This window comes from Thermohalobaculum xanthum, assembly GCF_016623495.1.
GTDB classification, from domain to species: domain Bacteria; phylum Pseudomonadota; class Alphaproteobacteria; order Rhodobacterales; family Rhodobacteraceae; genus Thermohalobaculum; species Thermohalobaculum xanthum.
Genome location: NZ_JAEHHL010000008.1, coordinates 260957 through 284430 on the forward strand (window position 1 = coordinate 260957; position 23474 = coordinate 284430).

The window sequence follows — 23474 nt, forward strand, 5'->3', positions numbered from 1 at the left end:
CGCCATGCGCTTCGACAGGCCCCTGATCCCCGGCACCCTGGTCCGACGGTATAAACGCTTTCTCGCCGATATCGAGATCGATGGCGAGACGGTCGTCGCCCATTGCGCCAATCCCGGCGCGATGACGGGCCTGGCCGAGCCCGGGATGCGCGTCTGGGTCGAGCCGAACGACGACCCCGCGCGCAAGCTGCGCTATGGCTGGCGGCTGGTCGAGCTGGGTGAGCACTGGGCCGGCATCGACACCGCCGTGCCCAACCGCGTGGTCGGCGAGGCGCTACGCGATGGGCGCGTGGCCGGGCTTGCGGACTACCCTTCCGTGCGGCCCGAGGTGCGCTACGGCACGCGCAGCCGCGTCGATTTCCTGCTGAGCGGCGACGGCCTGCCCGACGCCTATGTCGAGGTGAAGAACGTCCACCTGATGCGCCAGCCGGGCCTTGCCGAGTTTCCCGACGCGGTCACCGCGCGGGGCGCGAAGCACCTGGGCGAGCTGGCCCGCGTGGCGGCCCAGGGCGCCCGCGCGGTAATGCTCTACTGCGTCCAGCGCACAGACTGCACCCGCATGGCGCTGGCGGCGGATATCGACCCCGCCTATGCGGCCGCCTTCGCCGAGGCGCGCGCGGCGGGGGTCGAGGCGATGGCGGTCACCTGCGCCATCTCGCCCGACCAGATCATCCTTGATCGCGCCATCCCGATCGTGGAGTAAGGGGAAAGCAGCAGAAGATGATGGACGAACCGGTGAGAACTCACGGCGCCGAGAAGCGCACCCGCGAGGGCATCCGCCTCTACGACCCGGCGGATTTCGACGGCATGCGCGCCGCTGGAAGGCTGGCGGCGGAATGCCTCGACCTGATCGGCCAGTACATCCAGCCCGGCGTGCGGACCGAGGAGCTGGACGAGATCTGCCACGACTTCATCCTGGCCAACGGCGCGACCCCCGCGCCGCTGGGCTATCGCGGCTTCCCCAAGTCGATCTGCACCTCGATCAACCACGTCGTCTGCCACGGCATCCCGGGGCCCAAGGCGCTGAAGGACGGCGATGTCCTGAACATCGACGTGACCGTGATCCTAGACGGCTGGTACGGCGACAGCTCGCGCATGTACGCGGCCGGCACGCCCAGCCGCAAGGCCGCGCGGCTGATCGAGGTCACCCACGAGTCGCTGATGCTAGGCATCGCCGAGGTCAGGCCCGGCAACCATTTCGGCGATATCGGCGCGGCCATCCAGACCTATGCCGAGAGCGAGCGCTGCTCGGTCGTGCGCGACTTCTGCGGCCACGGGCTGGGGCGGGTGTTCCACGACGCGCCGAACGTTCTGCACTACGGCCGCCGCGGCGAGGGGGCGGAGCTGGCGCCAGGCATGTTCTTCACCATCGAGCCGATGATCAACCTGGGCGCGCCCCAGACCAAGACGCTGGCCGACAACTGGACGGCGGTGACGCGCGACCGCTCGCTCTCGGCCCAGTTCGAGCACTCGATCGGCGTGACCGAGGAAGGCTGCGAGATCTTCACCCTCTCGCCCAAGGGGCTGTTCTTTCCGAAGCTCTGAGACCGGCTTTCACGCGTGAAAACGATATCAACTTATTGATATCATTTAATTTTCACGATACCCGCATCGGTGCGTACGCGCGAAGCTTCGGCCCCCATATCCAGCCCGACAAGCCGATGAGTGCAACGCCAAGGCGCCCGGGACGGGGGCAAGGACCGCGCCGGGCGGGGGGCGATGGCCCGGAACTCCGCCGGTGGCGCGGTTCTGCCGCGCATAGCCACAGAGGCTGCCGCCGTCCGCGAGCCCGAGCGGGTCCGGCTGGGTATAGCGACCGGCCGTGCGGTCGCCGCCCCCGTGCTCTAGCCCTTGCCCGCGCCGCCGATCAGCTTCCAGCACATCGCGCCGCCCGCGGCGCCCAGCAGCGGGGCAACCCAGAACAGCCAAAGCTGCGCGAGAGCGGGCCCGTCGGCAAAAAGCGCGACACCGGTCGAGCGCGCCGGGTTGACCGAGGTGTTCGTCACCGGGATCGAGACGAGGTGAATGAGCGTCAGCCCCAGGCCGATGGCGATCGGGGCGAACCCCGCGGGTACCGAGGGGCTGGTCGCGCCAATGATGATGATCAGGAAGAACGCGGTCATCACGATCTCGGTGACCAGGGCCGAGAACAGGCCGTAGCCGCCCGGCGAGGCCTCGCCGTAGCCGTTCGACGCGAAGCCGCCCACGCCCTCGAACCCGGCCTGGCCGGAGACGATCACGTACAGCACCACCGCCGCAGCGATCGCGCCCGCGACCTGCGCCGCCCAGTAGGAGGCGAGCGATTTCATCTCGAAGCGGCCTGCGATCGCGAGCCCCAGCGTGACCGCGGGGTTGAAATGCCCGCCCGAGATCCCGCCGACCGCATAGGCCATCGTCAGGACGGTGAGGCCGAAGGCGAAGGACACGCCCAGGAGGCCGATCCCCACCTCGGGGAACGCGGCGGCGAGGACGGCGCTGCCGCAGCCCCCCAACACGAGCCAGAAGGTGCCGAAGAACTCGGCGGCGAGCTTGTTTCCCATGGTTTCCCCCGGAGAAATGACACGATTCGAAAATGCCTGCGGCCGCAATGCTGCCACAATTCACCGGGCCGGAAAACGAATGTGTGAGGCGCGGCGCCCCCTACCCCGCCGCCGCCTCCGGGTCCTCGACCGCCACCACCGACACGGTGTCGCCGGGCTGGATCAGGCCGGGGAAATGCCGCGCCGCCAGCACGCCGTCGAGCCCCGCAAGACAGGGCTCGGGCGCGGCGCCCGAGCGGTCGGTGGGCCAGATGCGGGCGATGGTCTGGCCGCGGCGCACCGGCTGGCCCAGATCGACCAGCATCTCCAAGAGCCCCGCCTCGCGCGCGAAGGTGAAGCAGTCGAGCGATGGCATGTCGAGGAAGCGCGAGGGCCCCACCTCGGGCGGCTCGTCGAGGATGCCGGCGTGGATCAGCACGTTCCTGAGCCCCTTGCGGGCGACGCCGACGCTCTCGGCCGTGGCGGTGCCGCCGCCGCGCAGTTCGGTGGTCACGAAGGTCTTGCCGAGCGACTCGACGGCGGTGTCGAGCATGCCGACATTGTCGATCTCGAGCATCTTCACCGTGTAGGGCGCGTTGAAGGCCCGCGCCGCCGCGGCGCAGCGCGCGTCGTGGCCGGGGTCGCCCAGCACGTGGCTGGCGGCGAAGGGCAGGAAGTCGAGCGTCTTCCCGCCCGAGTGGAAGTCGAGCACGATGTCGGCGGGCGAGACCAGCGCGCGGAAGACGTAATCGGCGATCTGGCGGGTGATCGACTGGTCGGGTCCGCCGGGAAAGCAGCGGTTCATGTTCACGCCGTCGATGGGCGAGACCCGGGTTCCGGCGCGGAAGGCCGGGTGGTTCATGAAGGGCAGCAGGATCACCCGGCCCGCGACCTCGGAAGGCGCGAGGCTGTGCGCGAGGTCGAGGATGGCGAGCGGCCCCTCGTACTCGTCGCCGTGATTGGCGCCGGTGATCAGCGCCGTCGGACCGGGCCGGTCGCCCGCGATCACGCTGACCGGGATCATCAGGTTGCCCCAGGCGCTGTCGTTGCGGCTCCACGGCAGTCGCAGATGGCCGTGCCGCGCGCCCGGCGCCTGGAGGTCGATGGTCGGGCTGACCGGGCTGGGCGGGATCAGGCCGGGGATCGCCCCGTGGGTGGACTCGGACATCGGCTCAGTCCTTGACGAACAGCTTGCGCGGCACCGAGGCGAGGCATTCGGGCCCGGTCTCGCCGATCACGATGCTCTCGGTGATCTCGAGGCCCCAGTCCTGCATCCAGAGGCCGGTCATGAAGTGGAAGGTCATGCCGGATTCGAGCACGGTGCGGTCGCCGGGGCGCAGGCTCATGGTGCGCTCGCCCCAGTCCGGCGGGTAGGAGACGCCGATCGGGTAGCCGGTGCGGTTGTCCTTGACGATGCCGTGGCGCGCGAGCACGGCGAAGAAGGCGTTGGCGATGTCCTCGCAGGTGTTGCCGGCGCGGGCCTTCTCGAGCCCGGCCTCCATGCCCTCGAGCACCGCGGCCTCGGCGTCGATGAAGGTCTGGGTTGGCTTGCCGAGGAAGATGGTGCGCGACAGCGGGCAGTGATAGCGCCGCGAGCAGCCGGCGATCTCGAAGAAGGTGGCCTCGCCCGCGCGCATCGGCCGGTCGTCCCAGGTCAGGTGCGGCGCCGAGGCGTCGACCCCCGAGGGCAGCAGCGGCACGATCGCGGGGTAGTCGCCCCCCACCCCGCCGGCGCCGCGGATGCCGGCGTCGTAGATCTCGGCCACCAGATCGCATTTGCGCATGCCGACCTGGGCCTTCTCGACGATGCGGGCATGCATCGCCTCGACGATCCGCGCCGCCTCGCGCATGTAGCCAAGCTCGGCCGGCGACTTGACCGCGCGCTGCCAGTTGACGAGCGCGGTGGCGTCCGAGAAGCGCGCGTCGGGAAGCCCTCGGGTAAGCGCGGCGAAGGCGGCGGCCGAGAAGTAGTAGTTGTCCATCTCGACGCCGATGCGCCGCGCGCCCCAGCCCCTGTCGCGGATCAGCGCCGAGAGATGGTCCATCGGGTGACGCTCGGTCGACATCACGTAGTGGTCGGGATAGCCGATCAGCCGCTCCTCTGGCATCCAGCAGGTGAGCTTGGCGCCGTTCGCGTCCTGGCCGCGGCCCCACCAGACCGGCGCGTCGTCGAGGCTCACGATCACGCCCTGGTGGACGTAGAACGACCAGCCGTCATAGCCGGTGAGCCAGTTCATGTTCGAGGGGTCGGTGACGAACAGCAGGTCGATCCCGGCCTTCTCCATCGCGGCGCGGGTCTTGGTGAGACGGGCGTCGAATTCGTCATGGGTGAAGCGGAGCGTGGCGCTCATGGGCGGGATCCTTGTGCGAGTGGCAGGCGATGGGTCACGGCTCAGGCGTCGAAGTCGGTGCCCGCGCCCGAGCCGGCGAGGCGCGACATGGCGTAGGTGGCGATGGCGGTGTCCTGCACCCCGGTGCCGGTCAGATCGCAGACGGTGATCTGACCGGGCGCCGTGCGGCCGGGGATCTGGCCGGTGACGATCCGGCCAAGCTCGGCAAAGCCCGCGTCGTCGGCGACCGTCCCCGAGGCGAGCGCGTGGTGCAGCTCGCCCAGCCGGCGGGTCTGGGCGAGGCTGTCTGCGACGTAGAGATCGGCCCGGGCGATGGCGGCGGGATCGAGCTCGTTCTTGTGCTCGGCATCCGAGCCCATCGCCGTGACGTGCTGGCCGGGGCGCAGCCATCCGGCCTGCACCAGAGGCGTGGTCGAGGGCGTCGTCGTCACCACGATGTCAGCGGCGGCGACCGCGGCCTCGGGGTCAGCGGCGGCACTCACCTCGATGCCAAGGCGCGCGGCAAGCTCGGCTGCCCTGGCCCGCGCCTTGGCGCCGTCGCGCGCCCAGATGCGGGCCCGGGCGATGGGCCGCACCAGGGTGAGCGCCTCGAGCTGGAGCGCGGCCTGGATCCCGGCGCCGACGATGCAGGCGACGGCCGCGTCCTCGCGCGCGAGGTGGCGCGCGGCGACCGCCCCCGCCGCGGCGGTGCGCACGTCCGTGAGGTAGCCGTTGTCGAGCAGCACCGCCTCGAGCAGGCCCGTTCGCGCGCTGAACAGCGTCATCAGCCCGTTCACGCTGGGCAGGCCCAGCTTGGGGTTGTCGAAGAAGCCGGGGCTGATCTTGATGGCGAAGCTGGGTACGCCGGGCATGTAGGCGGTCTTGACGTCGACCTCGCCGTTCGCCGCCGGGATGTCGAGGCGCAGGATCGGCGGCATGACCACGCCACCCTGGGCGAGGGCGCCGAAGGCCTGCTCGACGCAATCGACAGCTTCGCGGTCGAGGCGGACCGCGGCGCGCAAATCGGCTTCGGTCGCAATGCGGATGCGCGGCATGGTCAGCCCTCCCAAGGCGTGTCGGAACAGATGACCCGGCGGTGCAGGCCGAGGTCAATGTTCCTGCCGGACAAGAGCGCGACGGTCGGCCCGCGCGGCGCGGCCTTGCCGGCCAGCAGCGCCGCGATGCCGACCGCGGCGCCACCCTCGATCACCTCGCCCTCGGCGGCGTAGGCCCATCGGATGCCCTCGGCGATCTCGGCCTCGTCGAGCAGCACCACCTCGTCGACCAGGTCGCGGACCATGGCGAAGGTGACGCGGTTGTCGAGCCCGACCCCACCGCCGAGGCTGTCGGCCAGCGTTTCCTCCTCGCGCACCTCGACCGGGTGGCCTGCGGCGAGGCTCGCGGCCATCGCCGCGCCCCGGGTCATCGAGACGCCGACCACGCGCGCCCGCGGCCGGGCGGTCTTGACCGCGAGGGCCACGCCCGCGATCAGCCCGCCGCCCGAGAGCGGAACCAGGACGGTGCCCACATCGGGCAGGTCCTCGACGATCTCGAGCCCGCAGGTGCCCTGCCCCGCCACCACGTCCGCATGGTCGAAGGGAGGGATGAGCGTCATCCCTTCCTCGGCGACGAGGCGCTCGGCCTCGATCATCGCCTCGTCCTGACTCTCGCCGATGACGCGGGCCTCGGCGCCCATGGCCTCGACGCCCGCAACCTTGTTGGCGGGGGCGAGGCGCGAGAGGCAGATCACCGCGGGTACACCCGCCGCGCGGGCGGCATGGGCAAGGGCGCGGCCGTGATTGCCGGTGGATGCGGTGGTGACCCCGGCGCGGCGGCGCGCCTCGGGGAGCGCGAGCAGCGCGTTGGCCGCGCCCCGCAGCTTGAAGGCGCCCGTGACCTGGCGGTGTTCAAGCTTGAGATGGATCTCCCCTCCCAGCCGCGACGAGAGCGCGGCTGACCGTTCGAGCGGCGTGCGCCTGACATGCGCCGCGATGCGGCGCCGGGCGGCGAGGATGTCGGCAAAATCGGGCGCGGTCATCCGGGCCTCCGCCGGGTGCGAGACGCCGCTCCCGCCACGCGGGCGGGGGTGGCGCAGATGCCGAGTAGTCGAGCCCGCATCGCCGCCATGCTCCTGACGATTCCACACCGTCACTATGCGATCCGGGCAAGATTCGCTGCAATCGGGATCAAATAGCGGGATTTTCCATTCTCGGGCCGCAGACGAGAATTTCATCCCGTATTTCCCGGAAAAACAGAAAACCTCTCGCTTCACCGCAAACCATCGCTCCGCAATGCTTCATGACAGCAAGAAAAGACCCCGCCGGGCGGCGAAATGCTGCCCGCTGGTGAGGGTTGCGCTCGTGACGACAGGGAGACATCCAATGACCAGACTGACCCGTGCATTGATGTGCGGCGCGGCGATCGCGGCGCTGAGTGCCAGTTCCGCGCTGGCCGCGGAGTGGAAGTTCGCCCTCGAGGAGGCCATCCACGAGGTGCAGGGCGTCTACGCCACGAAGTTCAAGGAACATGTCGAGGCGAATTCCGACCATACCATCGCGATCTTCCCCTTCGGCACGCTGGGCGAGTCGGCCGACATCACCGAGCTGACGCAGCTGGGCGCGGTGCAGTTCGCCAATGCCTCGCCGGGCTTCATGGGGTCCGAGATCCCCGAGCTCAACATCTTCCTGATGCCATACGTCCTGCCCGAGAACCCGGCGGTGCTGGCCGATTTCTACAAGACCTCGCCCACCATCAACGAGACGCTGGCCGGCAAGTATCCCGACCAGGGCCTCGAGCTGGTGGACATGTACCCCGAGGGCGAGGTGGTAATGACCACCAAGGAGCCCGTGACGAGCCCCGCCGATCTCGACGGCGTGAAGTTCCGGGTGATGACCTCGCCACTGCTGGTCGAGACCTACAACGCCTTCGGCGCGACGGCGACGCCGCTGCCCTGGGGCGAGGTGTTCGGCGCGCTGCAGCTGGGCATGATCCAGGGGCAGGAGAACCCGATGTTCTTCGTCGAGTCGACCAAGATGTACGAGGTCACCGACCACATCACCTATGCCGGTCACAATACCTTCACGACCGCGGTGATCGCGAACAAGGCCTTCATGGACGGCCTGTCCGACGAGGATCGTGCCGTGGTGCAGGCCGCAGCCGACGCGGCCTATGACTACATCATCGACTACCAGCAGGGCCTGACCGAGAGCGCCGAGGCCAAGATCCTCGAGGCCAAGCCGGAGATGACCGTCACGGTCCTAACCGACGAGCAGCGCGCGCCGTTCCGTGCGGCGGCAGACCGGGTTCGCCAGAAATACGTCGAGATGGTCGGCGACAGCGGCAAGGCCGTGCTCGAGGGCTTCGAGGCAGACATCGCCGCCTCGAAGGAGCGTGCAGGCGAGAGCTGATTGGGCAGTGAGCGTGCGGCGGGCCGGAACGTCCGCCGCGCGTCTTCTCCGGCGGCGTGCGCGGAGGCGCGCCCCTTCCAGCCCCTTCATTCCCGGAGTCGCGCATGGCTGAGAACGGATCGCAGGACCACACGGCCATCCCGGCGCAGGGCTGGCTGAGGCCGCTCGCCGCCCTCGACGGGCTGATCGCGCGGCTCGAGGCCGCGGTGCTGGCCGCGGGCGTTATCCTGATGGCCGTGCTGTCGGTCGCCAACGTGATCGGCCGCTTCGTCTTTGGCCAGAGCATCTTCTTCGCCGAGGAACTCAACCAGTTCCTGGTCGTGCTGATCACCTTCTTCGGCATCGGCTATGCCGCGCGGCAGGGCCGGCACATCCGCATGACGGCGTTCTACGACGCCATGCCCGACCGCGCCCGCAAATGGCTGATGGTGGTGATCGCGCTGATCACCGCCGCGGCGATGTTCGTGCTGGCCTGGTACGCGCTGGCCTATGTCCAGAGCGTCCTCGACACCGGGCGCGTCGCCCCCGCCCTGCGCGTGCCCGTCTGGGTCACGCTGGTCTGGGCGCCGGTCGGCTTCGTGGTCACGGGGATCCAGTACGTCATGACCGCCGTGGTGAACCTGACCCGTCCCGAGGTCTATGTCAGCAGTTCGGTCATCGACAGCTATGACGACAGCCCGACCGAGGTCTGAGCCCGCAGGAGGAGCCCGTCCATGACCGCGACAATGCTGGGCGTGATGATCGTCCTTCTTCTGCTGGGCTTTCCGATGATGGTGCCGCTGATCGCGGGCTCCTTCGTCGCCTTCTTCGTCTACATGCCGATTCCGCCCGAGATCATGGTGCAGCAGATGATCGCGGGTATCCGCCCTTCGGCGCTGGTCGCGGTGCCGATGTTCATCCTGGCCGCCGACATCATCACCAAGGGCCATTCCGCCGACCGGCTGATCGACCTGGTGATGCGCTTCGTCGGCCATCTGCGCGGCGGGCTGGGCGTCACCGCGGCCACCAGCTGCGCGCTGTTCGGCGCAGTCTCGGGCTCGACGCAGGCGACCGTGGTCGCGATCGGCAGCCCGCTGCGCCCGCGCATGCTGGAGGCGGGCTACAAGGACAGCTTCACACTGGCTCTGATCGTCAATGCCTCGGACATCGCGATGCTGATCCCGCCCTCGATCGCGATGATCATCTACGGGGTGATCTCGGGCACCTCGATCTCGGAACTGTTCATCGCGGGCGTGGGGCCGGGCCTGCTGATCCTGGTGCTGTTCTCGGTCTATTGCGTGATCTACGCCAAGCGCCACGACATCCCGGTGCTCGAGCGCGCGAGCTGGGCCGAGCGGATCGACGCGGTCAAGGGCGCGCTGTGGCCGCTGGGCTTCCCGGTCATCGTGGTGGGCGGCATCTATGGCGGCATCTTCAGTCCGACCGAGGCCGCGTCGGTCTGCGTGGTCTATGCCGTGATCCTAGAATTCGTGATCTTCCGCTCGCTGAAGCTGGCCGAGCTGGTCGAGATCGCCAAGTCGACGGGGTTGATCACCGCGGTGGTGTTCATCCTTGTCGCCGCCGGTGCCGCCTTCAGCTGGGCGATCTCGTTCAACCAGATCCCGCAGCAGATCCTGGGCGCGCTGGGGCTGGCTGACGCGGGGCCGGTCATGGTGCTGGTCGCGATCTCGGTCGCCTTCTTCATCGGCTGCATGTTCGTCGACCCGATCGTCGTCATCCTGGTGCTGACGCCGATCTTCGCCCCGCTGGTTTCGGGCGCGGGGATCGACCCGGTGCTGGTGGGCGTGATCATCACGCTGCAGGTGGCGATCGGCTCGGCCACGCCGCCTTTCGGATGCGACATCTTCACGGCCATCGCGGTGTTCCGCCGGCCCTATGTCGACGTGGTGCGCGGCACGCCGCCCTTCGTCGCCATGCTGGTGGGCGTGAGTGCTGCGCTGATCTTCTTCCCACAGATCGCGCTGTTCCTGCGTGACCTGGCGTTCCGCTGAGGAGGCTTACCGATGTTCGAGCGGATCCTCGTGCCAATCGACGGGTCGGAGCAGTCGTTCCGCGCGATCGACACGGCGGCCGGGCTGGCGCGCAAGTTCGACGGCGCGCTGACCCTGGTCTGCGTCTACCGGCATCACAGCCCGCTGGAGGCCTCGCTGTCGATGGTCCGAGCAAGGCCCGCCGAGACGCCCGACAGCGCGCTGAAGGACCACGCCGCCGAGGTGCTTCGGGCGGGCAAGTCGCGCGCCGCCGAGGCCGGGGCGGAACGGATCGAGGCCTTCGCCCAGCGCGGCCAGCCGGCTCGGGAGATCGTGGCCTTCGCCGAGCGCATCGAGGCCGACGCCATCGTCATGGGCTCGCGCGGGCTGGGCGATGTCGAGGGGTTCCTGCTCGGCTCGGTCTCGCACAAGGTCGGCAGCCTGTCGCCGGTGACATGCGTGCTGGTGAAGTGAGCCCGCGCCCGGCGCGCCCGCGCATCCCGCTTGGAGCCGCGGGGAGAGTTGCGCTAGGGTCGTCGGAACCTCGCGCGGACGGACGCGGCCGGGCGCCGCAACCGGTCCATGCGAATGGTGCGGCGAAGGGCGACCGGTGCATGTCAGGGCGGACGATCAAGCTGGACGACCGGGATCTGAAGATCCTCGCGATCCTGCAGCGCGAGGGACGCATCACCAAGTCGGAACTGGCCCGCCGGGTCAACCTGTCGGCGACACCCTGTTGGGCGCGGCTGCAGCGGCTTGAGGAAGCCGGCGTGATCCAGGGCTATGGCGCGCGTATCGCCTTCGACTTCTTCGCCCCGCGCACTTATGCCTTCGTCACCTTCGAGCTCGAGAGCCATCGCAGCGACGACTTCGACCGCTTCGAGGCGCTGATCGCGACCATCCCCGAGATCTTCGAGTGCTTTGCCGTCGGCGGCGGCATCGACTACGTGATCAAGGTCGCGGCGCCCGACGTCGAGGCCTACCAGCACCTGCTGGACGGCATCCTGCACGCCGATGCGGGCGTGAAACGGTATTATACCTACTTCGTGACCAAGGACGTGAAGCACACGCCGCCCCCGCTGGAACTGGGCGAGGGGATCGACGCGTAGTGAATTCTTCCAAGGCCCCGGCAACTTGCGGAGCCTTCTTTTGCGCGCCGCGCCAAGATCAGAGCCACCTTCCGCCGCGCGGCCGCTAGAGTCCGGCCGACTGCGCATGGCGCGCAGGGACATCCCTTTCACGGAGGCGGAGATGGGCGAGAGGCTCGGGCTGAAGGACGGCGCGCTGTTTCGGGAGCAGGCGTTCTCGGGCGGGGCCTGGATCGACGCCGCAAACGGCGCGCGCATCCCCGTGCACGACCCGTTCGACGGCGCGCTGGTCGGCCATGTGCCCGCACTGTCCGAGGCTGAGAGCGCCGCGGCGGCCGAGGCGGCACACTCAGCCTGGCCGGCATGGGCCGCGATGCTGCCGCAGGAGCGCGCGGCGCTGCTTCGCCGCTGGTTCGAGCTGATCGTGGCGAGCCGCGAGGACCTGGCGCGGATCATGACCGCCGAGCAGGGAAAGCCTCTGTCGGAGGCCCGGGGCGAGATCGACTATGCCGCCGCCTTCGTCGAGTTCTACGCCGAGGAGGCCAAGCGCCCGAACATCGAGAGCGTGACCTCGCATCTGCCCGATGCCGAGGTCGAGCTGTGGCGCGAGCCCGTGGGCGTGGCCGCGCTGGTGACGCCGTGGAACTTCCCCTGCGCGATGATCACCCGCAAGGCCGCGGCGGCCTTGGCTGCCGGCTGCCCGGTGGTGGTGCACCCCTCGTCCGAGACCCCGTTCTCGGCGCTGGCGCTGGCGGTGCTGGCCGAGCGCGCCGGCATGCCCGCGGGCGTCTTCGGCGTGCTGACCGGCGCACCGGCAACGGTGGTCGGCCCCTGGACGCGCGAGCCGCGGGTGAGAGCGCTGAGCTTCACCGGCTCGACCGAGATCGGGCGGCTGCTCTATGGCCAATGCGCCGACACGATCAAGCGGCTCACGATGGAGTTGGGCGGGCATGCGCCGTTCCTGGTTTTCGCCGATGCCGATCTCGACCAGGCGGTCGAAGAAGCGATCAAGGCAAAGTTCGCGACCTCGGGGCAGGACTGCCTGGCTGCGAACCGGATCATGGTCGAGCGGCCGGTCTACAACGCCTTCTGCACGCGGTTCGCCGAGGCGACGGCGCGGCTCTCGGTCGGGCGGGGCGTCGACGATCCCGATATCGGCCCCCTGATGAACGAGCGCGCGCTGGCCAAGCAGCGCGCCCATGTCGACGACGCGGTCGCGCACGGCGCACGGGTGCTGACCGGCGGCGCTGGGCATCCGGCGGGGCCGCTTTGCTTCGCACCCACGGTGCTGGCCGATGTCCCCGCCGACGCGCTGATCTGGCGCGAGGAGACCTTCGGCCCCGTCGCCGCCATCGCGCCCTTCGATGCCGAGGACGAGGCGGTGACCCGCGCCAACGAGGGCGAGTACGGCCTCGTGGCTTACCTGCACACCCAGGACCCGCGGCGGATCTACCGCGTGAGCCGGGCGCTGCGCTTCGGCATGGTCGCGGTCAACCGCACCAAGGTCACCGGCGCGCCGATCCCCTTCGGCGGCTACAAGCAGTCCGGGCTGGGCCGCGAGGGCTCGCGCCTTGGGCTGGAGGCATTCACCGAAGTCAAATACGTCTGCCGCGACTGGGCTTGACCCCGGGCAGGACGCCGAGCCCGAACGGGCGGAACAGGAGCACGACATGCTGACGAACGACACGCTTGCCAAGTGGGACCGCGAGACCTTCTTTCACCCCTCGACGCACCTGGCGCAGCACGCCCGCGGCGAGGCCCCCTCGCGCATCGTCACCGGGGGCGAGGGCTGCTACATCACCGACCGCGACGGCACGAAGCTGCTGGACGCCTTCGCCGGGCTCTATTGCGTGAACGTGGGCTACGGGCGCCGCGAGATCGCCGAGGCGATCGCCGCGCAGGCGCGCGAGCTGAGCTACTACCACGCCTATGTCGGCCACGGCACCGAGGCCTCGATCACGCTGGCCAAGATGATCCTCGACCGCGCGCCGGCGCATATGAGCAAGGTCTATTTCGGCCTGGGCGGGTCCGACGCGAACGAGACCAACGTCAAGCTGGTCTGGTACATGAACAACATTCTCGGCCGCCCCGAGAAGAAGAAGATCATCTCGCGCTGGCGCGGCTATCACGGCTCGGGGCTGGTGACGGGCTCGCTGACCGGGCTCGAGCTGTTCCACAAGAAGTTCGACCTGCCGCTGCCGCAGGTGAAGCATACCGAGGCGCCCTACTACTTCCGGCGCGCCGACCCGGCGATGACCGAGGCCGAGTTCTCGGCGCATTGCGCGGCCCGGCTCGAGGAGATGATCCTCGCCGAGGGGCCCGAGACGGTCGCGGCCTTCATCGGCGAGCCGGCCCTGGGGACGGGCGGCCTGGTGCCGCCGCCCGCCGGCTACTGGGCGGCGATCGAGGCCGTGCTGGCGAAGTACGACGTGATGCTGATCGCCGACGAGGTGGTGACCGGCTTCGGGCGGCTGGGCGACATGTGGGGCTCGGAGTTCTACGGCATGAAGCCCGACATCATCACCATCGCCAAGGGGCTGACCTCGGCCTATGCGCCGCTGTCGGGCTCGATCGTTTCCGAGCGCGTGTGGAAGGTGCTGGAGCAGGGCACCGACGAGTTCGGCGCGATCGGCCATGGCTGGACCTATTCGGCGCATCCCATCGGCGCCGCGGCGGGCGTGGCCAACCTCAAGCTGATCGACGACCTGGACCTGATCGGCAACCTGCGCCGCGTCGCGCCGGTGCTGCAGGCCGGCCTGCGCGAGGCGCTGGGCGGGCACGCCCATGTCGGCGACATCCGCGGCGAGGGCCTCTTGCAGGCCATCGAGTTCGTCGAGGATCGCGAAGCGCGCACCTTCTTCGACCCCGCGCGCAAGGTCGGCCCGCAGGTCGCCGCCGCCATGCTGCGCCGGGGCGTCATCGCACGCGCCATGCCGCAGGGCGACATCATCGGCTTCGCGCCCCCGTTCTCCCTGACCGAGGACGAGGCGGGCCGCATCGTCGAGGCGACCGCGGGCGCCGTTCGCGACGTGCTGGGCTGAGGCGGGCGCCGCATCGACGGGGCGGCGCCGGCCGCCCCTGGCTCCGGTTCGCAGAGCGGATTTCCCCGACCGCCGCGGCAGCTCTTGACAGGCGCCGCGGCGGTCGTAGTTTGGCGCCATGGGGACCGCGATCTCCCCACGAGGCGCAAGGCCCAAGCATCGCGTTCCGGAATGCACCCAGCGAAGGGGAGGAACGCATATGCCCGCGCCGAACGCCATCTCATCCGACAAGCTCTCGCGCCTGATCGGCACACCGCGATGCCCGGTGCTGATCGACCTGCGCCTGGATTCCGATTTCGAGGCCGACCCGCGGCTGGTGCCCGGCGCGCTGCGCCGCGCGCATGGCGCGGTCGGGGACTGGGGACCGGCGCTGGCCGGGCGGACGGTCGTCACGATCTGCCAGGCGGGCGCCAAGCTCAGCCAGGGCGCCGCGGCCTGGCTGCGCCACCTCGGCGCCGCCGCCGAGGTGCTGGAAGGCGGCTTCGAGGCATGGCGCGCCGCGGGCGGCATGCTGGTGCGCACCGACCGGATCCCGCCGCGCGACGCGCAGGGCCGCACCGTCTGGGTGACGCGCGCGCGGCCCAAGATCGACCGCATCGCCTGCCCATGGCTGATCCGCCGCTTCGTCGATCCGGGGGCGGTGTTCCTTTACGTCGCGCCGGCCGAGGTCGCCGCGGTCGCCGAGCGGTTCGGGGCCACGCCCTTCGACATCGAGGACGTGTTCTGGAGCCACCGCGGCGAGGCATGCAGCTTCGACACGATGGTCGAGGAGTTCGGCCTGGAAGCCGAGCCGCTGGCGCGGCTTGCGCGGATCGTGCGGGCCGCGGACACCGCGCGGCTCGAGCTGGAGCCCGAGGCGGCGGGGCTGCTCGCGGCCTCGCTGGGCCTTTCGCGCATGTATCCGGACGATCTCGAACAGCTTGAGGCAGGCATGACGCTCTACGACGCCTTCTACCGCTGGTGCCGAGATGCGACCGGCGAGACCCATGACTGGCCGGCCCGAAAGCCCGGAGCCGCGTCATGACCGGGGCGCATGTGACCGGCCCGGCCAGCGCCGCACCCGCCCCGCCCCCGGGGGCATCCGCGGCGCCCGCGGCGGCCGCCTATCCCAGCCTGCGCGAGGCGACGGCGGTCTGGGCCCGCATCGCGCTGTTGTCGTTCGGGGGGCCCGCCGGGCAGATCGCGGTGATGCACCGCATCCTGGTCGAGGAGAAGCGCTGGATCGGCGAGGCGAGGTTCCTGCACGCGTTGAACTTCTGCATGCTTCTGCCGGGCCCCGAGGCGCAGCAGCTGTGCATCTATATCGGCTGGCTGCTCCACCGGACTCTGGGCGGGCTGATCGCGGGCCTGCTGTTCGTGCTGCCCGGCCTCGTCGCGATCATGGCGCTGAGCTGGATCTACGCGCTCTACGGCAATGTAGGGCTGGTCGAGGCGTTGTTCTTCGGGCTCAAGGCGGCGGTCCTGGCCATCGTGCTGCAGGCGGTGGTGCGCATCGGCAGCCGCGCCTTGCGCAACTCCGCGATGGTGGCGCTGGCGGCGGCGTCCTTCGTCGCGATCCATGCCTTCGACCTGCCATTCCCGCTGATCATCGCGGTCGCCGCGCTGACCGGCTATGTGGGCGCGCGCCGGGACCTCAAGGCGTTCCGCGGGGGCGCCGGTCACGGGGCGACCGGCACCAGCCACGTCGCCGACGCCGAGACCGCTCTGGGCGAGGAAGTGCCGGCGCATGCGCGGGGCGGCATGCGGCAGGCGATGCGGCTGGGACTCGTCTGCCTGGGGCTGTGGGTCGCGCCATCGCTCGCGCTGCTGGCGACGCTGGGTGCGGACAACGTCTTCACCGAGATCGCCTCCTTCTTCTCGGCCATGGCGGTCGTCACCTTCGGCGGCGCTTACGCGGTGCTGGCCTGGGTCGCGCAGGAGGCGGTCGGCACCTATGGCTGGCTGGGGCCGGGCGAAATGCTGGACGGTCTGGGCATGGCCGAGACCACGCCCGGCCCGCTGATCATGGTCACGCAGTTCGTGGGTTTCATGGGCGCGTTCCGCGACCCCGGCGGGCTGCCGCCGCTGATGGCCGGCACGCTGGGCGGGCTGCTGACCACCTGGGTGACCTTCGCGCCCTGCTTCATGTGGATCTTCCTGGGCGCGCCGCATGTCGAGCGCCTTCGGCAGAACGCCGCGCTTTCGGGCGCGCTCGCGGCGATCACGGCGGCCGTGGTGGGCGTGGTGCTGAACCTCGCGGTCTGGTTCGGGCTGCATGTGCTGTTCGGCGAGGTCAGGCTGTTCGAGGGCTTCGGGCTGCGGATGGAGATCCCGGTCCTCTCGACGCTCGACCCTGCCGCCGCGGTGCTGGTGGTGGCCGCGCTGGTGGCGGTGTTCCGGCTCCAGGCGGGCCTTTTCACCGTGCTCGGCGGCAGCGCGGTGGCGGGGATCGTGCTCTACTTCACGGGGCTGGCGGGCGGCTGAGCGGCCGTCGGATCCAGCGGCGCGGTAGCCCGGCCACTTGCGCAGCCGCGCCCGGACGCGGAAAGTGGCGACGAACGAGAGAGGAATTCCGCCGCATGATCCTGCACCAGCTCATGATCGGTTTCGCGATGATCGCCCTGACGGTCGTGATCCATGCGTCCTTCATGGCCGCGATCCAGACAGCGGGACCCTTCGCGACGCGCGTGGCTGTGCGGCGATCGCCGCTGCGCAAGGCCTTGATCATCATCGTCGTGGTGATCTGGCTGTTCGTGTCGATCTGCACGCAATGCTGGGCATGGGCGGGCCTGTTCCGCGCGCTCGTTGCCTTCGATACCCTCGAGGAGGCGCTCTATTTCTCGACCGTCACCTTCACCACGCTGGGCTATGGCGACATCGTGCTGGGGCCCGAATGGCGGCTGCTGAGCGCATTCGCATCGGCGAACGGGACGATCATCATCGGCTGGACGACGGCGCTGGTGTTCCTGACGGTGCAGCACGTCTACATCGAGCACCACGATCACTGAGGCGCCGGGCTGCCGGTCCCTCAGAGCTGCGCGGCCACCGCGATCGCGACCACCGCGAGCATGGCCGCCGCCATGCCGATGTTGATCGTCCGTTGCACCCCGGGAGCAAGATCGAGGCGGCGCAGCGTAACCCCGGCCCAGAGCCACGCAAGATGGATCGGGATCCAGATCGCGTTCATGATCAGCAGCTTCACCGCCGTCTCGGCCACCAGCGAGCCCGGCATGAAGGCGAAGCCCGAGAAGAAGGCGGTGTTGACCGCGTAGGCCTTGGGATTGATCGGCTGCAACGCGAGGCCGTTCCAGAAGCCGGGCGCGCGCTCGGGGTGGATGAAGGCCACGCGCGCGCCGGCGAAGGCAATCTTGACGCCGAGCCAGAGCAGATAGGCCGCCGAGCCGAACAGCAGCACCGTGCGCAGCCAGGGCAGCGCCAGCGCGGCCGCGGCGATGCCCGAGATCACCAGCCCCGCGACCAGGTTGTTGCCGGCCCAGAGCCCTGCGACATAGGCAAGCCCCGCGCGGTAGCCGAAGCCCGAGCCGACCCCCGCCGTCGACAGGACGCCGGGCCCGGGGGTGATGATGAGGAAGAAGACGGCCGCGGCGAATTCGATCATGGCCCCGCGTAACAAGCGGCCCATGGCTTGGCAACACCGCAGGCCCGTCGCGCCACCCCCGGCCGGTCACGCGATAATGGGCGGGCGCAGCGAAGGCCGCCGCGCGAGACAACCAGAGCATGCAAAACCCGTGGCATCGGCCGGTGATCGCGGCTACCCTGACAGGCGTCGGGAGCGTGCGAGTGTGCGGGTGGAGGCCTCGGAGCGTGGAGATTGCCATTGCCACCGGCGAGCACGGCCGGGCCCTGCTTGCGGATGCCGATTTCCTTGCGGCATGGGGTGAGCTCGCGGCGCTCGACCCGAAATTCACGCTGTTGCAGGAACCGCCATTCGTTCGTGCGTGGTTCCGTGCCTATGCCGAGGTCTACGCCCCCGTGATCGTCACGGCGCGTGGGCACGGCGGCGCGCTTGCGGCCCTGATGCCGCTGGCGCTGCGCAAGCGTGACGGCAAGCTGACCCATGCCGGGGCCGAACAGGCCGAGTATCACGGCTGGATCGCGCGGCCCGCCGAGGACGCGGCGTTTCCCCTGCACGCGCTGGCCGCGCTCCGCCGCGAGATCCCCTTCGGCAGCTGGCAGTGGCGCTGGGGCCCGCCCGGCACGCCGCTGGACTGGACCGGGGATCCGGCGCTGGCGCGCGCGGGATTGCACGTCGCGGTCGAACGCCGGAACTCGCCCGTGCTGGATCTGCGCGACGGAGACAAGCTGAAAAAGCTGCTCTCGAACAAGTCGCTGCGCGCCAAGATGAACCGCTACCGCAAGGCGGGCGGCTACCGGTTCGAGCGGATCCGCGACCCCGGGCAGGCGTGTGATCTGATGGCCGAGATCGCCCGCCAGTGCGATTTCCGGCAGGAGGCGATCAATGGCGTGCGGCCCTTCGCCGACGATCCCTGCAAGGCCGCGTTCTTCGTCGAGCGCATGCAGGACCCCGATGCCGTGCATTTCACCGTGCTGTGGAACGGCGAACGGCCGCTGGCCTTCCATATCGGCGGCTGCGACGGGCGGACCTGCCTGCTGGGGCTCAGCACCTTCGGCCCCGCCGACAGCCGCAACTCGCCGGGCAGCCTGCTGCTGGTCGAGCTTGCGCGCATGCTGTGCGAGGAAGGCTTCGAGCAACTGGACCTGACGCCCGGAACCGATCCCTACAAGCAGCGCTTCGCGACGAGCGAGCAGGAGCTTGCACGGCTCACGGTGCTGGGCACGCGCGCGGCCGCGCTGCGCTCGCGGGCCACAACGGCGGTCAAGGGAGCGATCGTCGATCTGACCGCGTCGCGGGGGCTTGCCGCGCAAGAGCGGTTCGCGCGCTGGCAGCGCGACCTCAAGGCGGCCCGGCACCGGCTGCGCGAACTCGGGCTCGCGGGCGTCTTCGCGCGGGGTGGAGCGACGGGCGGCGGCCGAGTCGCCTGCCTCGTGACCCGGATCGCGGGCGATCCGCCCGAGGCGGCCGGCGACGGGATCGGGCGGCAGGCCTGGGCCGACCTGATGACCGCGAGCGCGGGGCTGCCCGCCTCGATCCGGCGCGCGCGGCTCTCGGCGGCGCTGGGGCGGTTCCAGGAGGGGCAGACCCTGTACAGCCTGCGCGAGGGCGACGCGGTGCGGATCACCGCCTGGCTGCACGCAGCCTCGGGCGACGAGCGCGGCCAGGCGCTGGCGGACCGGGGCGTCGTGGCAGCGGATGCGCCCCTGATCCACGCGATCGACTGGTGTGGCACGGTGCCGGCCGGCGCGGCGCTGCGGCACTTGCTGGCCGGGATCCTTGGCGACCTCGCCGCCGGCGGACAGAGCGAGGCCGTTCTGCTGATCGACGCAGGCGAAGCCGAGGGGATGGGCGCCGCGCGGGCGCTGGGCTTCGCGGACGCGCCTGCGGCGCCACACGCCACCGAGGAGGCGCGCGCGGACCAATCGGCCGCGCCGAACTGAGGGGGTGGCCACGAGGCCTGCATCCCGGCGGGCAAGCTGGTCTATGCGATATCCATGACCTCGGGGCTCGCGGCCTGCCCCGGCGGCCGGCGGCCCAGGGCGGGCAGGCAGACGAGCCGTCCGCCCTCGGTGCGCTCGACGCTGACGGGCACGCCGTAGACCGTGCTGAGCGCCTCGCCCGTCAGGACCGCCTCGGGGCGGCCGCGCGCAAGGATGCGGCCCTCCTTCATCAGCACGACCTCGGCACCAAGGGCAAAGGCCTGGTCGGGATCATGGGTCGAGAGTACGACACCGAGCGGTTCCCCGCCGGCGCCGCCCGCGAGCCCGGCAATCTCGGCCAGAACACGCGCCTGGTTGCCGAAATCGAGGCTCGCGGTGGGCTCGTCCATCACCATCAGGGGCGTCTCCTGCGCCAGCGCGCGGGCGATGAGGACGAGTTGGCGCTGCCCGCCCGAGAGGCGCGAGTAATCGGCCTGCGCGAGGTCCCCGATCCCCAGCCGGTCGAGCGCCCTGAGCGCGATTTCCCGGTCGCGCGCGCCCGGCTGCGAGAGCGCCGGCAGCCGCGCGGTGCGGCCCATGAGCACGATGTCGAGCGCCCGGTACGGGAATGGCGGGGCATGGGCCTGGGGCACGTAGGCGATGGCGCGGGCGATCTCGGCCCGCCGGGCGGCGGCGAGCGGCCGGCCGCCCAGCAGCACCTCGCCGCCCTGCGCCGGGATCAGGCCGAGCAGCGTGCGAAAGAGCGTGGTCTTGCCGCAGCCGTTCGGGCCCAGCAGGCAGAGGATGCCGCCGGGCGCCAGTTCGAGATCGATGCCCGCGCCGATCCGGCGGCCGGGATAGCCGATGGCAAGGCCCTGCGCCGCCAGTCTCACGTCCATCCCCTGCGGCCGCGGGCCAGGAGCCCGATGAAGAAGGGCGCGCCGATCACCGCCGTGAGAACGCCCAGCGGGATCTCGGTGCTGGTGGCGCTGCGGGCCAGGGTGTCGACGACCAGGAGATACCCCGCGCCGATCGCTGCCGAGACCGGCAGCAGCAGCCCGAAGCCCGGACCCACCAGCATCCGCGCGAGATGGGGGATGACAAGCCCGACCCAGCCGACGACACCTGCCAGCGACACCACGCTGGCGGTCACCAGCGTGGCCGCGGCGATCACCAGGAGGCGCAGCCGCCCCGCCTCGACGCCCAGCGCACGCGCCTCCTCGTCGCCGAGCGAGAGCACGTTGATCCGCCAGCGCAGCGCGACCAGCGGCACGAGGCCAACCAGCACCACCGGCAGCGCGGGCAGCATGTCCTCGGCAGTCACGGCCGCGAGGCTACCGAGCAGCCAGAAGGTGATCGCGGGGAGCTGGTCATAGGGGTCGGCGAGAACCTTCAGGAGCGAGGTCGCCGCCCCCGCAAGCGCGCCCACCACGACCCCGGTCAGCACCAGCACGAGGGTCTGGTCGGCGTTGCGCACCGCCGCCGCGACCAGCGCGACCAGCGCAACGGCGCCGAGACCGCCAAGGAAGGCCATGCCCTGGATCGCCGCCACCGGCAGCGACAGGAAGATCCCGAGCACCGCGCCCAGCCCCGCCCCGGCCGACACGCCGAGGATGTCGGGCGAGACGAGGGGGTTGCGGAACAGCGTCTGGTAGCTGGCCCCCGCCGCGGCGAGCGCGCCGCCCACCAGCAGAGCTGCCGCCACCCGTGGCAGGCGGATCGACAGCACGACCGTCGCGGCCTGGCCGGTCTCGGCGCCCGCAAGCGCGCCGATCGCCTGCGCGGGCGAGACCGGATAGGGCCCGATCAGCAGTGCCGCGAAGGCCATCGCCACGAGTCCGAAGCCGAGCCCCGCCGCCAGCGGCAGCGTGGCGTCGCGTCTCACGGCGCGCGTCCCTTCGACCATTCGAGCAGCCTGTCCAGATCCGCCTCGTCGAGATCGACGTGATAATAGTGCTTGTAGAACGCCCGCGCCTCTTCGCGAAGATCGCCGGTCCAGCGCTCGGGGTAGAACAGGCCGGCCAGCCATCTGAGGCCCATCAACCGGTTGAGCGAGGGCGGCCGGTCGATCCAGCCGAAAGGCGCGGTGGGCGCGAGATAGACGCGCCCCGTGCGCACGGCCGCGATGCCGCCCCACAGCGGATCGCGCCAGACCCGGTCGTAGAAATTGCGGTCCCAGGTCACGATCACCTCGGGGTCGGCGACGATCACCTGCTCGATCGAGGCCTGGACCAGCCCCCGGCGGCCGTCGCCGGGATCGGCCACGTTGCGCGCGCCGGCACGCTCGAGGATCTCGGTGTTGATCGAGCCCTTGAGCCCGGTCTCGAGCCCCTCCGCCCCGCGGGCGAGATAGGCGCGCGGACGCGCGCTCTCGGGCACGCCGGCGAGGATCGCGTCGATCCGGGCGAAGGTGTTCTCGGCGTCGCGGGCCAGCGTCTCGCCCCGCTCGGGCACGCCCAGCACCTCGCCGATCAGACGCAGGGCATGGGGCGTCGCCTCGAAGCGTCCATCGACCAGAAGGTAGGGGATGCCGGTCTGGGCCTGAACGCGGTTGGCGAGGTCGATATAGGTGTCTCGGACCGATCCGAAATCGATGATGACGTCGGGCCGGAGCGCCAGCACGCGCTCGAGATTGGCCTCGCCGCCGCGTCCGGTCAGCCGGCCGGTCTCGGGCAGGTCGCGGTAGGGCGCGGCGATGTAGGGACGCTCCTCGTCGCGCAGGGCGCGCGGCCAGCCGGTGAGGGCTTCGGGGGCGACGACATAGACCAGGATCGAAGCGGGCGGGCCGGCGGCAAAGACGGTGCGCACCGTGTCGGGCACCTCCACCACGCGCCCGGCGCTGTCGGTCACGCTGCGCGCGGCCGCCGGCAGGGCGGCAAGCGCAAAGACGACGGCAACCAGCCAGCGAAGCATGTCCCCTCCTTGCCCTTTCGGTACCCCGGCCCGGGCCGCGCCCGAGCCTTCGGACGTTCCGTCGCGCCCAGCATGGCGCCCCGGCAAAATTATGCAATCCTTGTCGGATCCTTCGGTCTCTGCCACCGCGTGGCGCTGGAAGGGCGAGCGCCGATGGTGCATTCTGCGCCTCGCGCCGCGAGGCAGGCAAGGATCAGGGGGACAGCGGATGGCGGCAAGGGCGAGAACGTTGCTGACCCTGCTTGCCGCCACGCTTCTGGCCCCGGCAGCGGCCAGTGCCGAGGGGACCGGGATCGGAGCGCTGAGATGCGTGATCACCGCCGCCTCGCCCGGCCACGGACTGCCCGAGGCGATGCTTGCCTGCAGCTTCGAGCCGGCCGCGGGAGCCGCACAGGACTATCGTGTCAGGGTCCTCGGCATCGGCGAGGGCGTGCAGGTCGGCGAGGATGCCGTGTTCGTCTGGGATGTGATGGCCAGCGGGCCAGCCAGGGGTGCACGCGAGCCCCATCGCGGAACCTACCTGGCGGGATCCGAGACGGTCGAGCTGGAGAACGGCATCACGGCACGCGAACTGATCGCGGCCGGCGCGCCCGGGATGGTCCTGCGGCCCGCACAGTTCTCGGGCCTTTCGGGCGACCTGACGGGCCTGCGGATCCAGAGCCTCGCGATCGAGTGACACGGCACCGGCAGGGGGGAACCACCCTGCCCCA

At 70.5% G+C, this 23474-nt stretch carries 23 protein-coding genes; 14 read left to right on the forward strand and 9 right to left on the reverse strand.

Going from position 1 to position 23474, the window contains the following annotated elements; genetic code table 11:
- Positions 1 to 4: 4 nt before the first annotated feature.
- Both sfsA and map read left to right on the forward strand, forming a co-directional pair.
- Positions 5 to 703 (forward strand): DNA/RNA nuclease SfsA, encoded by a 699-nt coding sequence (gene sfsA, locus H0I76_RS14510; protein ID WP_200611167.1) that lies wholly within the window; start codon positions 5 to 7, stop codon positions 701 to 703.
- Positions 704 to 723: 20 nt separating this feature from the next.
- Positions 724 to 1545, forward strand: a complete 822-nt coding sequence (gene map / locus H0I76_RS14515; protein WP_200611169.1) for a type I methionyl aminopeptidase — start codon at positions 724 to 726, stop codon at positions 1543 to 1545.
- A gap of 299 nt (positions 1546 to 1844) precedes the next feature.
- Here map and aqpZ read toward each other — a convergent pair whose 3' ends face one another.
- From aqpZ to eutB, 5 genes are all read right to left on the reverse strand, one after another.
- Positions 1845 to 2540: an aquaporin Z gene (gene aqpZ, locus H0I76_RS14520; protein ID WP_200611171.1), complete on the reverse strand. Its 696-nt coding sequence runs from the start codon at positions 2538 to 2540 to the stop codon at positions 1845 to 1847.
- A 100-nt stretch (positions 2541 to 2640) separates the two neighbouring features.
- A complete protein-coding gene (gene doeB / locus H0I76_RS14525; protein ID WP_200611173.1) occupies positions 2641 to 3687 on the reverse strand; it encodes a N(2)-acetyl-L-2,4-diaminobutanoate deacetylase DoeB in 1047 nt (348 codons plus the stop codon).
- Between the two features lie 4 nt (positions 3688 to 3691).
- Positions 3692 to 4870: an ectoine hydrolase DoeA gene (gene doeA / locus H0I76_RS14530; RefSeq protein WP_200611175.1), complete on the reverse strand. Its 1179-nt coding sequence runs from the start codon at positions 4868 to 4870 to the stop codon at positions 3692 to 3694.
- Positions 4871 to 4911: 41 nt separating this feature from the next.
- Positions 4912 to 5904, reverse strand: coding sequence for an ectoine utilization protein EutC (eutC, locus tag H0I76_RS14535; RefSeq protein ID WP_200611176.1), 993 nt, complete (start codon positions 5902 to 5904; stop codon positions 4912 to 4914).
- A 2-nt stretch (positions 5905 to 5906) separates the two neighbouring features.
- On the reverse strand, positions 5907 to 6887 hold the full coding sequence (eutB, locus tag H0I76_RS14540) for a hydroxyectoine utilization dehydratase EutB (protein ID WP_200611178.1): 981 nt from the start codon (positions 6885 to 6887) through the stop codon (positions 5907 to 5909).
- A 343-nt stretch (positions 6888 to 7230) separates the two neighbouring features.
- On the opposite strand from eutB, the gene dctP reads away from it, so the two are divergent.
- From dctP to H0I76_RS14590, 10 genes are all read left to right on the forward strand, one after another.
- Positions 7231 to 8256 carry a TRAP transporter substrate-binding protein DctP gene (dctP, locus tag H0I76_RS14545; RefSeq protein ID WP_200611179.1) on the forward strand — a complete coding sequence of 342 codons (1026 nt, stop codon included), beginning with the start codon at positions 7231 to 7233 and terminating at the stop codon, positions 8254 to 8256.
- Between the two features lie 104 nt (positions 8257 to 8360).
- Positions 8361 to 8948 (forward strand): TRAP transporter small permease, encoded by a 588-nt coding sequence (locus H0I76_RS14550; protein WP_200611181.1) that lies wholly within the window; start codon positions 8361 to 8363, stop codon positions 8946 to 8948.
- Between the two features lie 21 nt (positions 8949 to 8969).
- On the forward strand, positions 8970 to 10247 hold the full coding sequence (locus tag H0I76_RS14555; protein WP_200611183.1) for a TRAP transporter large permease: 1278 nt from the start codon (positions 8970 to 8972) through the stop codon (positions 10245 to 10247).
- Between the two features lie 12 nt (positions 10248 to 10259).
- Positions 10260 to 10700 carry a universal stress protein gene (locus H0I76_RS14560; RefSeq protein ID WP_200611185.1) on the forward strand — a complete coding sequence of 147 codons (441 nt, stop codon included), beginning with the start codon at positions 10260 to 10262 and terminating at the stop codon, positions 10698 to 10700.
- Between the two features lie 140 nt (positions 10701 to 10840).
- Positions 10841 to 11335: an Lrp/AsnC family transcriptional regulator gene (locus tag H0I76_RS14565; RefSeq protein ID WP_200611186.1), complete on the forward strand. Its 495-nt coding sequence runs from the start codon at positions 10841 to 10843 to the stop codon at positions 11333 to 11335.
- A 142-nt stretch (positions 11336 to 11477) separates the two neighbouring features.
- Positions 11478 to 12938 carry an NAD-dependent succinate-semialdehyde dehydrogenase gene (locus H0I76_RS14570; protein ID WP_200611188.1) on the forward strand — a complete coding sequence of 487 codons (1461 nt, stop codon included), beginning with the start codon at positions 11478 to 11480 and terminating at the stop codon, positions 12936 to 12938.
- A gap of 46 nt (positions 12939 to 12984) precedes the next feature.
- Positions 12985 to 14355, forward strand: coding sequence for an aminotransferase (locus H0I76_RS14575; protein WP_200611190.1), 1371 nt, complete (start codon positions 12985 to 12987; stop codon positions 14353 to 14355).
- A gap of 199 nt (positions 14356 to 14554) precedes the next feature.
- The gene (locus H0I76_RS14580) at positions 14555 to 15379 is read left to right on the forward strand and encodes a chromate resistance protein ChrB domain-containing protein (protein ID WP_200611192.1); all 825 of its coding nucleotides are present in this window, start codon (positions 14555 to 14557) and stop codon (positions 15377 to 15379) included.
- Complete coding sequence (chrA, locus tag H0I76_RS14585; RefSeq protein ID WP_200611194.1) at positions 15376 to 16818, forward strand: chromate efflux transporter; 1443 nt, start codon at positions 15376 to 15378, stop codon at positions 16816 to 16818. Before H0I76_RS14580 ends, chrA begins: the two co-directional genes overlap by 4 nt.
- Before the next feature lie 95 nt (positions 16819 to 16913).
- Positions 16914 to 17342, forward strand: coding sequence for an ion channel (locus H0I76_RS14590; protein WP_200611196.1), 429 nt, complete (start codon positions 16914 to 16916; stop codon positions 17340 to 17342).
- 20 nt (positions 17343 to 17362) lie between these two features.
- On the opposite strand, the gene H0I76_RS14595 is transcribed toward H0I76_RS14590, so the two are convergent.
- On the reverse strand, positions 17363 to 17953 hold the full coding sequence (locus H0I76_RS14595; protein WP_200611198.1) for a LysE family translocator: 591 nt from the start codon (positions 17951 to 17953) through the stop codon (positions 17363 to 17365).
- A gap of 206 nt (positions 17954 to 18159) precedes the next feature.
- On the opposite strand from H0I76_RS14595, the gene H0I76_RS14600 reads away from it, so the two are divergent.
- Positions 18160 to 19872 carry a GNAT family N-acetyltransferase gene (locus H0I76_RS14600; RefSeq protein ID WP_200611201.1) on the forward strand — a complete coding sequence of 571 codons (1713 nt, stop codon included), beginning with the start codon at positions 18160 to 18162 and terminating at the stop codon, positions 19870 to 19872.
- A gap of 41 nt (positions 19873 to 19913) precedes the next feature.
- On the opposite strand, the gene H0I76_RS14605 is transcribed toward H0I76_RS14600, so the two are convergent.
- From H0I76_RS14605 to H0I76_RS14615, 3 genes are read right to left on the reverse strand one after another with little or no spacing between them, the layout of a single operon-like run.
- Positions 19914 to 20744: an ABC transporter ATP-binding protein gene (locus H0I76_RS14605; RefSeq protein ID WP_325166460.1), complete on the reverse strand. Its 831-nt coding sequence runs from the start codon at positions 20742 to 20744 to the stop codon at positions 19914 to 19916.
- Positions 20741 to 21757 (reverse strand): FecCD family ABC transporter permease, encoded by a 1017-nt coding sequence (locus H0I76_RS14610; RefSeq protein ID WP_200611206.1) that lies wholly within the window; start codon positions 21755 to 21757, stop codon positions 20741 to 20743. The genes H0I76_RS14605 and H0I76_RS14610 overlap by 4 nt, the downstream gene beginning before the upstream one ends.
- On the reverse strand, positions 21733 to 22764 hold the full coding sequence (locus H0I76_RS14615) for an iron ABC transporter substrate-binding protein (protein WP_200611207.1): 1032 nt from the start codon (positions 22762 to 22764) through the stop codon (positions 21733 to 21735). Before H0I76_RS14615 ends, H0I76_RS14610 begins: the two co-directional genes overlap by 25 nt.
- Before the next feature lie 229 nt (positions 22765 to 22993).
- Here H0I76_RS14615 and H0I76_RS14620 point away from each other — a divergent pair, with 229 nt between their 5' ends.
- Positions 22994 to 23440, forward strand: coding sequence for a DUF992 domain-containing protein (locus H0I76_RS14620; protein ID WP_200611209.1), 447 nt, complete (start codon positions 22994 to 22996; stop codon positions 23438 to 23440).
- Positions 23441 to 23474: the final 34 nt, after the last annotated feature.